Below are 13,258 nucleotides of genomic sequence, written 5' to 3'. Positions count from 1 at the left end.
TCTAGGCGAGGAACGTCTTGAGCTCGTGGACGAGCTTGCTGATGTGGCCGGAGAGCACCGGCGTGCCGAGGGCCTTGAAGCGTTCGCGGAACCAGGGGTTGACCTCCTGGCGGCCGGAGCTGGTGACCGAACCGACGGGGATGAACTTCACCCCGGAGCGGTGGACGGCCTCGATGCCCTCGAAGAGCGGCTGGGAGCGGTCGAACTCGTAGAAGTCCGAGATCCACACCATCACGGTGTCCTGCGGGTCGGTGATCTTCGGACGGGCCATCGCCATCGCGACGGGACCGTCGTTGCCCCCGCCGAGCTTGGTGCGCAGGAGGGTCTCGAAGGGGTCGTGCACCCAGGGGGTGAGGTCGAGCGCCTGGGTGTCGTACGCGATCAGGTGGACGTCCACCTTCGGCAGTCCGGCGAAGACCGACGCCAGGATGGTGCAGTTCACCATCGAGTCGACCATCGAGCCGGACTGGTCCACGACGACGATCAGCCGCTGGGGTGTCGTCTTTCGTGCGGTGTGGCGGTAGTAGAGGCGGTCGACGTACAACCGCTCCTCCTCCGGGCTCCAGTTGGTGAGGTTCTTCCAGATCGTGCGGTCGAGGTCGAGATTGCGGAACACCCGCTTGGGCGGGACGGAGCGGTCCACGGCGCCCACCGTGGACTTCCGTACCTGGGTGCGCAGTACGTCGGCGACGTCGTCGACGAAGCGGCGGATCAGCGCCTTGGCGTTGGCCAGGGCGACTCCGGAGAGGTTGCCCTTGTCCCGCAGGAGCTGCTCGATGAGCGACATGCTGGGGGTGAGCTGCGCCGCGAGGACGGGGTCGGCCAGCACCTCCCGCAGGTGCATCCGCCGGACGAGGTCGGCTTCGAGGGCGCCGAGCTCCGGTCCGATCGCCGGAATCAGACGGGAGAGGTCGGGGTGTGCGCCGGGTCCGGAAGCGCCCTGGCCGAAGGCGCCTCGACCGGCGACGCCCTGGCCAAGCACGCCCTTTCCGGTACGGCCGCCGCGCAGGTCGCCGGGCGCGCAGCCGAGCGCCCGCTCCAGCCATCCCGCGTCGGACTGCCAGCGCGCCAGCTGTCCGGCGGTGACCGTGCCGGAGCCGGAGGCGAAGACGTTGAGGAGCACCTTCGTCACCAGTGCCGCCCGCCGCACCTCGGCGGCCCGGTCCCGTGGGCCGTCCTCCTCGGGGCCGGGGGCCATCAGGCCGTCGAACTCGTCGGCCAGAGCGGGGTGGCGCTGCACGATCGAGTCGACCGAGGACTGCGGGTCCAGCAACGCGGACGGCAACTGGAGGTCCTCGACGACGGCGAGGCTCGCCGACTCCAGCGCGGGCTGCTCCTCGGGGTCGAAGAGCCGGGCGAGCAGGCGCCAGTACAGGACCTGGCGGCGGTTCTCGTGCGGATCGGCCTCGGGCGTGCGGGCCGACGTGGCCGGATCCGCCGCCGGCGGTCCGCTCACGGCCGCGTCCGGCGCGGACGGCTCCCTCACGGCCGTACCAGGCTCGGACAGTGCGGGCGAGGGCCGGGCCGGCAGGCCGGGCGGGGGCGAGGCCGGCAGGCCGGTCAGGGCCGGGGCCGGCAGGTCGGTCGGGTAGTCCGTCATTTCCGCAGCAGCCTTCCCGCACGCTCTCTCAGCACGGCCACCGCGTCGGTGGCGGCCTTCTCCGCCCTGACGCCGGCCTTGTCGGTGGTGCCGCCTGCCCAGCCGCCGGCGTGCAGGGCGACGGCCTTCTTCCGTACGGTCGTCTCGACGGCCAGCGGCTGAAGGCGGTAGCTGCCGGCGTCCCAGCGCAGCAGGGCGATGCACGCACCGGATCCGGCGACGGCTTCCGGTGTGAGCGGCCCGGCGGCCGGGATGCGGTCCGTGTCGACCGCCAGCGGGTGGCCGGCCACGGTGAAGGTCAGCGCGTCGTCGTCCTGTCGCACCGCGTATCCCTCCAGGAACACGGGCACCGCGATGCGCGCCGGATGGCGGTCCAGCGGTGCCGTGACCGCGTCGGTGGCGACGGGCAGGGCGACCCGGGCGGTGACGAACGCGTCGGCGGCCCCGCCCGTCCGTGCGTGAGCGTCGCTCCAGATCAAGTCGCCCTCACCGGTGACCGGCATGGCGGTGAGCTCCATCGAGCGCCCTTCGCCGACGGCTGCCAGCAGGGACATGTGCGGACGGAGCAGCTGCCAGATCCCGGCTCCGACCACCGTGTCGGGTTTCGGAGCCGCTATGCCGGCCCGCACCAGACGGGGCGCCGAACCGTCGGCGGGTTCGAACACCGCGTGCACCTGGGCCTGTACGGCGGTGGCGTGTTCGTGCAGGTCGACGCCGAGGGGCAGGAGCCGGCCGGTGGCCGTGTCCGTCGCGTGCGTCGCGGCGGCGCCGGGGAGCGTCAGCAGCATCGCCCGGGACCACAGGTCGGCCCAGCGGCGTGCCGGCACGCGCTCCAGCGCGGCGCCCGGACAGGACGCCGCGAGTTCGGCGGCGAAGCCGTCGAGCAGGGTCGCGAGGCGGCGCAGAGAGGGTTCAGGGAGCATCGCGGAGACGACGGGCGCCGCGCCCGCGACCAGGTCGTGGTCCATTCCCTGCCAGCCGGCGCGCGCCAGGTCGGCGAGCCAGGAGCGGGCGGCCGTGTGCAGGTTCACCGTGGGCCGGCTCTCGGGCAGGGGTGCGTCGGCCACGCCGCACGGTCTGCCGGTCGCTTCCCCGACACGGCTCATCAGCGCGTCGTGGACCGAACCGAGCAGCGCGGTGCGGGCGGCGGCGAGGGCGACGAAGTCGTCCTCGCCCGCTGACCCCTCGGCGGTCCGGCCGGCCGCCTCGGCGACCCTCGCGGCCAGTGGTGTGCCCGCGACGGCGTGGGCGAACCCCGCCAAATCCGCGGCCCGGTCCGGACGTGGCCGCAGCAGTCCGTCGACGAGGGCCCGGTCGAAGGAGTCGACGGCGGCCAGGGCCTCGTCCAGCCCCGGAACGGTTTCGAGGAGAAGATCGGTGCGCATCACGCCGCCGTCCTGGTCGGCGGGAACCACTGCATCTCGGGCAACGGGGCCGCGCTCGGCACGAGTTCCAGATACGCCAGGTGGCGCAGGAACCGGCTGAAGACGGGGGCGGCGTCCTTGGTGCCGGCCGGCGAGGGGCGGGTACCGCTCATGCCGGCCTCGACGGCCGGCGCGCTCGGCTCCCCGCCCGCGGTCTCCACCTTCAGGTAGCGGGCCACGCGCTCGGCGCCGTACTGCAGCACCGCCTCGTTGATCAGGGCCCGGATGTGATTGCAGAACGCACCTCGCGCGCCGCCGCAGGGCCTGTTGTTGTTGGTGCTGCAGGCGAACGCGTACGTGCCGGCCGCGACCGACGAGACGTACACCCGCCCGATGTCCGAACCGCTCGACACCACGCCCTGCAGACGCCCGCCGGCCAGCTCGACGAAGGGGACCTTGGCCAGTTTGCGTGGCCGCGCGGGTGCTGTCACCCGTGCCGTGCTCGACCTCGCCCAGTCCGACAACGCACCATCTCCTATGCACCGAGGGGGCGTCCGCGCCACAACGGCGGAACACCACTCAACCTACGTGCGACCACTGACAACGCCGGTCGTGCACGTACTCGGGGAAGGACGCGCGGGCCACCGCCGTGGCGCCGGCGCACCGCACCGTGCCTGCTCGACGCCCCGGACGCCACGGGACCTGCCGCCGCCGGCTGACGGGCTCCTGACGCGCGTCCCGGTGAGCCACCGGCCCGGGCGCGGACGGCCCCCGGGGCCGGTGGCTCACCGGTGGCTCCGCCCCCGGAGCGTCAGGTGCCGGCGTTCAGGGGCAGAAGGTGCGGGCGTTTGGCGGTGCGTCCGTCTCCGGACGACCGGCCACGCAGACGGCGGCCGAGCCAGGGGCCGAGGAAGGCGGCCGCCCAGCGCAGTTCGGCCGCTGCCGACTGCCGGCCGGTGAGGAGTTCTTGTGGTGGCAGGGGCAACGTCCAGGCGTCGTCGCTGCGGGGCAGTTCGATGGCCTGGGCGACGGCTGCGGCGATCCGCGCGTGACCGAGCGGGCTGGCGTGCAGGCGGTCGACGCTCCACAGGCGTGGGTCCGTCGCGACGGGGTGCCGGGCGATTTCGGCGACGGCCACCCCATGGCGGGCGGCCGCGGCCCGGATGTGGGTGTTGAGCTCCGACACCCGGGACCTGACCGGCCGGGCGAGGGGCGCGATCTTCCCCACGTCGGGGATGGTCAGGGTCGCCACCTGGGCCCCGGCCGCGGTGAGGGCGGCGAACATCTCCTCCAGCTGCCCGGCCACCGCCGCGACGTCGCACCGCGGCCGGAGCAGGTCGTTGACCCCGGCGACGACCGTGGCCAGGTCGGGGCGCAAGGCCAGAGCCGGCCCCAGTTGCCCGGCGCGCACCTGACCGGCGACCCGTCCACGCACGGCCAGATTGGCGTACTGGAGACCGGGGTTGACGGCCGTGAGCTGCTCGGCGAGCCGGTCGGCCCAGCCCCGTAGCCCGACGCTGTCGTCCCCGTCGCCGATCCCTTCGGTCTGGCTGTCGCCCAGCGCGACGTAACGCGCGTACTCACCGCTCGGCATGCGTCGTCTGCCTTTCGCGCAGCACTGCCGCGATCCGCAGGCACCAGTCCCGGTGGCCCCGCTCGAAGGCCACGCCGCGCAAGCAGGTCAGGTACGGCCCGATCCGTTCACCGTGGCGGAGGAACTCCTCCTCGTCCGCGTCCCCGCGCATCTGCTCGAGCAGACCGTCGAGAAGCTCGATCTTCGCGTCCGCCGCGGACACTCGTTCATCGAGCTGTTCGATCACCTGCGCGGTGCCGATGCGGTCGGCGGACTGGACCTTGACGAGCAGATCGTCGCGGATGAACGACGGTTTGGACGCGGCCGCCGCGAACTTCTCCAGTTCGTCGCGGCCGGCGTCGGTGACCTGGAAGACACGTTTGTTGGGACGAGTCTCCTGCACCACTTCCCGGCCCGTGACCAGCCCTTCCTTCTCCAGCCTGGCCAGCTCGGTGTACAGCTGCTGCGGCAGGGCGTGCCAGAAGTTCGCGACGCCGACGTCGAACGCCTTCGCCAGTTGGTACCCGCTGTACTCGCCGTCCAGCAGCGCCGCCAGCACGGCATGTCGCAAGGCCATCGATGCAGCCCCTTCCCTCTCCTCACCGGTCAGCCCGGTGGCACCGGCACCGGTGCATCGTACTCAAAGATATGACTACTCAACTCTTTGAGTACGTGCTGCGGTGAAGCCGGCCCGCAGGGGGTGGCGAGAGCGTCGCGCCCGCGCCCGGCCACACCTCCTGACGCCCCCTCACCTCGGAAGGCCGCCGCACCGGGGTGCCCGGCGGACACGACGGGCCGAGGAGGACGCGCACCACCGGACGGGAGGCCGGGGCGGACGCCTACGCGCCGCCGGGTTCCGGCTCGCCCGCGCCACCCGGGGTGGGCCCGGTCTTCGCGTAGAGGACTTCGCGGGCCTGCTCCGCGGAGCGGGTTATGCCCTCGTTGACGAAGTCGAGGAAGCGGGCGATGTTCTCGAGGCGGACGGCGGCCGGGGTGTCGGGGCCGAGGACGCCGACCCCCTGCCGTGCGGTCTCGACGAGTTGGGCCGTCGCCCGGGCGCTGGCCATCATCGACTGGTACCAGACGTCGTCGTCGACGATGTAGCGCTCGCGACGGCGTTCGTCGCGCTCCCGGCGGACCAGACCCTGGCTTTCGAGGAACGTGATCGCCTTGGAGATCGACGCGGGAGACACCTGGAGGCGCTGGACGAGCTCCGCCGCGGTGAGGCTGCCCTCGTCGGTGGTGTAGAGGCAGACGAGCACCCGGGACATCATCTTGTTGGACAGGCCCGACTGCATGAGGACGGTGGCGAACACCTCCTCGTACTCCCGCACGGCCTCGGCGTCGCGGCCGTGGGGCAGCGGGGGCGTCCGCGACCCCTCGGGGACGGCCTGCCTGCGCTGGTGAGCGCGGCGTTCGGTGGCCCGGTGGGCCAGGTCGGCGCGGTAGGCGGTGGGGCCGCCGTTGCGCATCACCTCGCGCGTGACGGTCGAGGTCGGCCGGTCCAGACGCCGGGCGATCTCCGCGTAGGGCAGACCGTCGGCCAGACCGAGCCCGATCTGCTGACGTTCCTGCTGAGTGAGCCTGCCTCCCGGCATCGCTGTCCCCTTCATGGCCGTTCGAGGTCCCCGACACCGCCAGCATAGCGTTCGCGCTCATTCCATTGCAACGAAAGCAATCACCTTCGTTGCGTTAGACGGGAGACCATTGCAACGAAATCCCTGCTCTGGCCTGCGATTTCGGCATTCATACGCAACAAGTTCATTGTGCGATCCGTGAACGCAACGTAGCGTTTCCTTCATCGGAAACAACGAGTTCAAGGAGCACACCATGCAGAAGTTCGCCACCCCCGCCTCGGTCTCCACCGTGCTGGACATCCCCGCGGGGCGCTTCCGCTTCATCGCCGCCGACCGGGCCGACACCACGGTCGAGGTCCTTCCCGCCGACCCGTCGAAGAGCCGGGACGCGAAGGCGGCGGAGCAGGTCACCGTCGAGTACGCCCACGGAGTGCTGCGGATCGAGGCCGCGGCGACGAAGAACCGGGTCATCGGCACCTCCGGATCCGTCGAGGTGACCGTTCAGCTGCCGGCCGGCTCCCGCGTCGAGGCGAAGGCGGCCGCCGCCGATGTCCGGGGCGTCGGACGGCTCGGCGACGTCACCTTCGAGGGCGCGCAGGGCACGGTCAAGCTCGACGAGGCCGCGAGCGCCCGGCTCACCCTCCAGGACGGAGACGTCACGGTCGGCCGCCTGGGCGGCCCGGCACAGATCAGCACGCAGAAGGGCGACATCCACATCGCCGAAGCCCTCGGCGGCACGGTCGAACTGCGCACCGCCTCCGGCGAGATCGTCGTCGGCGCCGCGCGCGGGGTGTCCGCCTCCCTGGACGCCGGCACCTCCTACGGCCGGATCCACAACGCGCTCAAGAACACCGAAGGCACCGCCGAGCTGAACATCCGCGCCACCACCGCACACGGCGACATCACCGCCCGCAGCAACTGACCCCCCGCCCTCCGACGGAGCACCTCTGGGCCACCGCCAAGTTCAACAACGACCCCGCCTAACCGAACAAGCACCATGCCGGCCCCCAAGGCCACCGCACCCACCACCACCCGCCCCGGGGCGGCACACACCGACACCACACCGGCGTGCGCCGCCCCACCGGCGTTCCCCACCCCGCCTCACGGGCCGGGCCGGCGCCGGCCTCCCAGCCTTCCGGCCCCACGACCGGCAACAACAAGAAATCCCCGGTCCGCAATTGCGGACCGGGGATTTTCCCGAGTATATTGAGTGTTTCTGTGTACCCACAGAAAAGGCCCCACATAGGGGGGCCACTAAGAAACACCATATCCGGCAGGGAGCAATGTTGTCAACTCGGGAAAGCGCCGAATTGCAGAAGGAGCAGGAATTCATCGACCGGCTCTACGACCGTGTCGACGCGCTGCGCGATGCCGCCGCTGAGCAGGTCGAGGACGCGCTCACACCGGTGGGGACCGGGCTGCAGGCCCGTCTCGAACGCGATGTGCGGGTCGCCGAACGCTCGGGTCTGCTCGCCGCCCTGAACGCCGTGGACGGCTCTCTCTGTTTCGGCCGCATCGATCTCGCCGACGGCGCCGCGCACCATATCGGCCGCATCGGAATCCGCGAGGACGACACCGCGCACACGCCTCTGCTGATCGACTGGCGTGCACCGGTCGCCCGCCCCTTCTATCTCGCCACCGGTCACACCACCATGGGTTTGCGCCGGCGCAGGCACATCACCACCGAGGGCCGCACCGTCACGGAGTTGCACGACGAGATCCTCGACGTCGGTGACCGGCAGCGCACGGGATTCGAGGACCCCAGCGGCGACACCGTCCTGCTCGCCGCGGTGAACTCCGCCCGCACCGGCCGCATGGGCGACATCGTGCGGACCATCCAGGCGGAGCAGGACCGCATCATCCGCGCTCCGCACCGCGGCGTGCTCGTCGTCGAGGGCGGCCCGGGCACCGGGAAGACGGCGGTGGCCCTGCACCGGGCGGCGTTCCTTCTGTACGAGCACCGCGAGCTGCTCGCCAAGCGCGCCGTCCTGATCGTGGGCCCCAACCCGGCCTTCCTGAGTTATATCGGCGAGGTCCTGCCCGCGCTGGGTGAGACCGGGGTGCTGCTCGCCACGCAGGCCGAGCTCTTCCCCGGAGTCCACGCCGACGGCACGGACACGCCCCGCGCCGCCGCCGTCAAGGGCGGTGAGCCGATGGCGGAGGCGCTCGCCATGGCCGTGCGCGACCGGCAGACGCTGCCCGAGCCCGGTGCGCCGCTGATCATCGCGCATGACGACGGCGACCTGATCCTCGACTGGGAGATCGCCTACGAAGCCCGCCAGGCGGCCCGCGACACTCTGCTGCCGCACAACCTCGCCCGCCCGCACTTCGCCTTCCGGGTCATCGACGCCCTCACCGCGCAGCTCACGGAGCGCATCGGAGCCGACCCGTACGGCGGGCCCAACTTCCTCGGCCCCGACGACATCGCCCAGTTGGGCAAGGCCGTCGCCGTCAGCAAGGCCGTGCACAGCGCCGTCGACGAGCTGTGGCCGCCGCTCACCCCGGAGGGGTTCCTCGCCGGCTACCTGGCCGACCCCCTGTACGTACCGGCCGAGGACGCCGAAGCGATCCGGCGCGCGCCCGGCGACGCGCGGTGGACCCCTGCCGACGTACCGCTGCTCGACGAGGCGGCGGAGCTCCTCGGGGTCGACGACAGCGCCGAGCGGGCGGCCGCGGAGGCTGAGCGCCAGGAGCGCGTCGCCTACGCGCACGGGGTGCTGGAGCTGTCGAGGGGTTCGGAGTCGTTCGAGTTCGAGGACGAGGAGTCCGAGGTCCTGGCGGCCCACGACATCATCGACGCGGAGCGGATGGCGGAGCGGCAGGAGGAGGCCGATCACCGCAGCGCGGCCGAGCGCGCCGCCGCCGACCGCACCTGGGCCTTCGGGCACATCATCGTCGACGAGGCGCAGGAACTGTCGCCGATGGCGTGGCGGCTGCTGATGCGCCGCTCGCCGACCCGGTCCATGACGCTGGTCGGCGACCCCGCGCAGACCTCGGAGGAGGCGGGCGTCGGTTCGTGGGAGAAGATCCTGGAGCCGTACGTCGGTGACCGCTTCGAGCACGTCGGGCTCAAGGTCAACTACCGCACGCCCGCCGAGATCATGGAGCTGGCCGCCCGGGTGCTGCGCGCCCATGACCCTTCGTTCGAGCCGCCCGCCTCGGTACGGTCCACCGGTGTGGCGCCGTGGCTGCGGGATGCCGGGGACGACCTGGCCGGGGCGGTGGCCCGGGCCGTCCTGGAGCTGACGCCCGAGGAGGGACGCCTCGCGGTGATCGCGCCGAGGGCGCTCCACGAGGAGATCGCCGCCCCGCTGACGGATGTCACGGCCGGCGCCGAACCCGATCTGACGCACCCGGTGGTCCTGCTCGACCCGCGGCAGGCGAAGGGGCTGGAGTTCGACCACGTGCTGGTCGTGGAGCCCGCCCTGTTCGCGACCAGCGACCTGTACGTGGCCCTGACCCGGGCCACGCAGCGGCTCGGGATCGTCCACCGGGAGGATCTCCCCGAGTCGCTGCGCTGACGTCTGCGGAACGGGGCCGCTCCGGCAGCCGTTAGCCGCCGCAACCGGGTCCGCGCGCCGGGCGGTTCACATGCCACCGCCCGGCCGGCCCGGAGGGACGGGTTCCGGGAATCCTTGACACGCCGGAGCGGCAGGAGGAGCATCCTCACGTCGTTGACAACGTTGTCGGAGCGACGCCGTTCTGAAGCGGTCACGGCGCCCGCGCTCCCGCCGCGTTGACCGTCCGTCACACACGAAGGGCAGGAACGGTGCCACAGACGCACAACCGTCGAACGCACACCGGGATCCGGGCCGTCAGTTCCGTCACGGTCGCCGCCATGGCCGTACTGGGCATGGCGACCACGGCCGCTCCCGCGTCGGCAGCATCCGCCGAGGACACCGTCAGGAACCCGGTGGCCTACGTCGACCCGCTGATCGGCACCTCGAACGCGGGCAACACCTACCCGGGCGCCGTACAGCCGTTCGGCATGCTGGCGTGGAGCCCCCAGAACTCAAGGGGCAGACAGGTCTCCACGCCCGCGCCCGGCGGATACCAGTACGACGCGAAGAAGATCCGCGGCTTCAGTCTCACCCATCTCAACGGCGTCGGGTGTTCCGGCGCGAACGGCGACATCCCGATCCTGCCGTACGTGGGCGACGTCGACTCCTCCCCCAGCTCGGACACCACCGACGCGAAGTACGCGAGCGACTTCTCGCACGCCGACGAGACCGCCTCGCCCGGCTACTACCGGGTCGGCCTGGCCAGTGGCGCGTCCGCGGCGCTCACCACGACGGCCCGCACCGGTTCGGGGCGTTTCGGCTTCCCGGCCGGCAAGCCCGCCAGCATGCTCTTCCGCACCTCGAACTCGGAGACCGGCAGCACCGGCGCGACCGTGCGGATCAACAGGGCCGACCGCACCGTCACGGGGTCCGTCACCGCGGGTAACTTCTGCGGCCCGCAGAGCGCGAACAACCGCAAGGACCTCTACACGCTGTACTTCACCGCTCACTTCGACAAGGACTTCGCGAAGGTCGGCACCTGGACGGACGGCTCGCTCCAGCCCGGTTCCACGTCGGCCTCCGGTGGTACGGGCTACAGCTCGTCCGGCAACGCCGTGGAGGGCAAGGGCTCCGGGGCCTACATCACCTTCGCCGACGGAACCACCGAGGCACGGGCCAAGGTCGCCATCTCCTACGTCAGCCCGCAGAACGCCGAGGCCAACCTCCGCGCCGAGAACGGACCCCGCCGGAGCTTCGACTCCGTCAGGAAGCAGGCCGCCGACGCCTGGAACAAGGCCCTGAAGTCGATCGAGGTGGGCGGCGGTTCCGACGCCCGGCGCACCACGTTCTACACCGCGCTCTACCACTCCATGCTGGAGCCCACGCTGACCAGCGACGTGGACGGCCGCTATCTCGGCGCCGACCGCGAACCCCACCGCCTCGCCAAGGGGCAGAAGGCGCAGTACGGCACCTTCTCCGGATGGGACCAGTACCGCGCCCAGGTACAGCTGATGACCTTGCTCAATCCCCGGGCAGGCAGCGACTACGCGCAGTCCCTCTACAACTACGCGAGTCAGCGCGGCGGCGAGTGGGACCGGTGGCTGCTGGAGAACGGCAGGACGAGCGTCATGTCGGGCGACCCGTCGGACGCGGCCCTCGCCGGGATCTACGCCTTCGGCGGCCATGACTTCGATGTCGCGGGTGCGCTGAAGTCGCTGGTCACGGCGGCGACCGTGCCGACGGCGAACGACTCCGACAGCGCGGGCTGCAACGTCGAGTGCGTGGGACAGCGGCCCGCGCTCGACAAGTACCTGGAGCTCGGGTACGTACCGGCGGACAACTGCCACTGCTGGGGAGGGGCGGCCGAGACACTGGAGGACGCCGCGGCCGACTACGGTCTGTCGGAACTGTCCCGGCAGACCGGCAGGACCGCCGACGCGAAGAGGTTCCTGGACCGGTCGGGGAACTGGACGAACGTCTTCGACGCCAACGCCACCGCGCAGGGCGGCTACATACGCGACCGGAAGTCCGACGGCACCTGGGCGGGCACCTTCACGCCGGGCACCGGCAGCGGTTTCGTCGAGGGGACCAGCGCGCGCTACACCTGGATGGTGTACTCGGACGTGGCCGGCCTGGCGGGCGCGATGGGCGGCAACGACCGCGCCATGGAGCGGCTCGACGCCTTCTTCCGTACTCCGGACGGCGCCTTCGACTTCTCGGCGAAGGACGCCACCCGCTACGACCCGACCAACGAGCCGGACATCAACGCCCCTTATCTGTACGACTACCTGGGGGCTCCGTACAGGACGCAGGAGACCGTCCGCGCCGAGATGGACCAGCTGTGGACCGACACCCCGGGCGGCATCCCGGGCAATGACGACGCGGGGACCATGTCGTCCTGGTACGTCTTCTCGGCGCTGGGCATGTACCCGCAGAACCCGAGCCGCGCCGACATGACCCTGTCCGCCCCGCTGTTCCCGCACGCGGTGGTGCACACCGGGCACGGCCGGACCATCACGGTCGACGCGCCCGCCGCCTCGGCGGACCACACGTACATCCACGGGCTGAAGGTCGACGGCCGGACGTCCACGAAGCCGTGGGTGCCCGCCTCGCTCGTCACCCGTGGCGGCAAGCTGGACTTCACGCTCGGCACGACGCCCGACACATCCTGGGGCAGCGCGCCGGCCGATGCCCCGCCGTCCTTCCCCGGTGGCGGGCTGAAGTACTTCACGGGCGCCTCCCCGGACCAGCTGAAGGTCGAGCCCGGCTCGGGCGGCTCGGAGACGGTGGTCAAGGTACAGAGCCTGGAGACGACGGCCGTCACCGTGCACTGGGCGGCGAAGCCGCCGGCCGGCCTCACGGTCACGCCGTCGGAGGGGGACTTCACGGTCCCGGCCCGGGGTTCGGCGAGCGCGGAACTCGCCGTGTCGGCTGCGGCGGACACCGCCGAGGGCCACTACACCGTCCCGGTGACGTTCACGTCGTCGACGGGCGAGGACCTGCCGAGGACGTCGGCCGCGGTGACGGTCGCCGAGCGCGACAGCATGCTGTGGAACCGCAACAGCACGGGCGTCTCCGCGGACGACGACGATCCGCAGGCCAACTTCGACGGTGAGGGCTGGAGTTACTCGGCCAAGGCGCTCACCGCGGCGGGCGCGGCGCCGGGTGCCACGGTCTCGGCCGCCGGTTTCGACTTCGGCTGGCCCGACGTGGCCGCGGGCGAACCGGACAACATCGAGGTGGGCGGAACCCGCCCGCAGGTGCTCAACGTCGCCTCGGCGCAGGGTGACACCGGGCTCAGCCTGCTGGGAAGCGCGGCGGAGGGCGCGGCCAGCGGCACGGTCACGCTGACGTACACCGACGGCACCGCGCAGCAGGCCGAGGTCGGGTTCAGCGACTGGACGCTGGGCGGCGGCTCGCAGAAGCCGTCGTTCGGCAACACGGTCGCGGTCCACACCGCGTACCGCGATGTCCAGGGCGGCGGAAAGGATCCGGTCGGCACCGAGGTCTTCGCCACCGCCCCGATCGCGCTCCAGGCCGGCAAGCGACTCGCGAGCGTGACCCTGCCGTCCACCACGGAAGGCGGGATCATCCACATCTTCGCGGTGGCCACCGCCTGACCCACCCGAGCGTACGGGCCGGCC

General features: G+C 71.8%; 9 protein-coding genes. 3 read left to right on the top strand and 6 right to left on the bottom strand.

The annotated features are described in order from the left end of the window. Nucleotide 1 precedes the first annotated feature (1 nt). The 6 genes from ABZ454_RS27945 to ABZ454_RS27920 all read right to left on the bottom strand — a co-directional run bounded on the left by ABZ454_RS27945 (nt 2) and on the right by ABZ454_RS27920 (nt 6,135). On the bottom strand, nt 2–1,600 hold the full coding sequence (locus ABZ454_RS27945; protein ID WP_359541978.1) for a VWA domain-containing protein: 1,599 nt from the start codon (nt 1,598–1,600) through the stop codon (nt 2–4). Then, complete coding sequence (locus tag ABZ454_RS27940; RefSeq protein ID WP_359541976.1) at nt 1,597–3,015, bottom strand: hypothetical protein; 1,419 nt, start codon at nt 3,013–3,015, stop codon at nt 1,597–1,599. Before ABZ454_RS27940 ends, ABZ454_RS27945 begins: the two co-directional genes overlap by 4 nt. Continuing rightward, the gene (locus ABZ454_RS27935) at nt 2,985–3,455 is read right to left on the bottom strand and encodes a hypothetical protein (protein ID WP_359541974.1); all 471 of its coding nucleotides are present in this window, start codon (nt 3,453–3,455) and stop codon (nt 2,985–2,987) included. Before ABZ454_RS27935 ends, ABZ454_RS27940 begins: the two co-directional genes overlap by 31 nt. Before the next feature lie 320 nt (nt 3,456–3,775). Then, nucleotides 3,776–4,558, bottom strand: a complete 783-nt coding sequence (locus ABZ454_RS27930) for an SGNH/GDSL hydrolase family protein (protein WP_359541973.1) — start codon at nt 4,556–4,558, stop codon at nt 3,776–3,778. Continuing rightward, entirely contained in the window at nt 4,545–5,114 is a 570-nt protein-coding gene (locus ABZ454_RS27925) for a PadR family transcriptional regulator (protein ID WP_359541970.1), read from the bottom strand. Before ABZ454_RS27925 ends, ABZ454_RS27930 begins: the two co-directional genes overlap by 14 nt. Before the next feature lie 262 nt (nt 5,115–5,376). Next, nucleotides 5,377–6,135, bottom strand: a complete 759-nt coding sequence (locus ABZ454_RS27920) for a helix-turn-helix domain-containing protein (protein WP_359541967.1) — start codon at nt 6,133–6,135, stop codon at nt 5,377–5,379. A 232-nt stretch (nt 6,136–6,367) separates the two neighbouring features. Here ABZ454_RS27920 and ABZ454_RS27915 point away from each other — a divergent pair, with 232 nt between their 5' ends. The 3 genes from ABZ454_RS27915 to ABZ454_RS27905 all read left to right on the top strand — a co-directional run bounded on the left by ABZ454_RS27915 (nt 6,368) and on the right by ABZ454_RS27905 (nt 13,234). Next, entirely contained in the window at nt 6,368–7,036 is a 669-nt protein-coding gene (locus ABZ454_RS27915) for a DUF4097 family beta strand repeat-containing protein (protein ID WP_359541964.1), read from the top strand. 388 nt (nt 7,037–7,424) lie between these two features. Then, entirely contained in the window at nt 7,425–9,635 is a 2,211-nt protein-coding gene (locus ABZ454_RS27910) for an ATP-binding domain-containing protein (RefSeq protein WP_359542109.1), read from the top strand. A gap of 317 nt (nt 9,636–9,952) precedes the next feature. Next, nucleotides 9,953–13,234 carry a GH92 family glycosyl hydrolase gene (locus ABZ454_RS27905; RefSeq protein WP_359541962.1) on the top strand — a complete coding sequence of 1,094 codons (3,282 nt, stop codon included), beginning with the start codon at nt 9,953–9,955 and terminating at the stop codon, nt 13,232–13,234. Nucleotides 13,235–13,258: the final 24 nt, after the last annotated feature.

Origin of the sequence: Streptomyces sp. NPDC005803 (genome assembly GCF_040630435.1) — a bacterium.
Lineage (GTDB): Bacteria > Actinomycetota > Actinomycetes > Streptomycetales > Streptomycetaceae > Streptomyces.
Note: the sequence above shows the minus strand (reverse complement) of the source record. Positions and strands in the feature narration are given on the sequence as shown.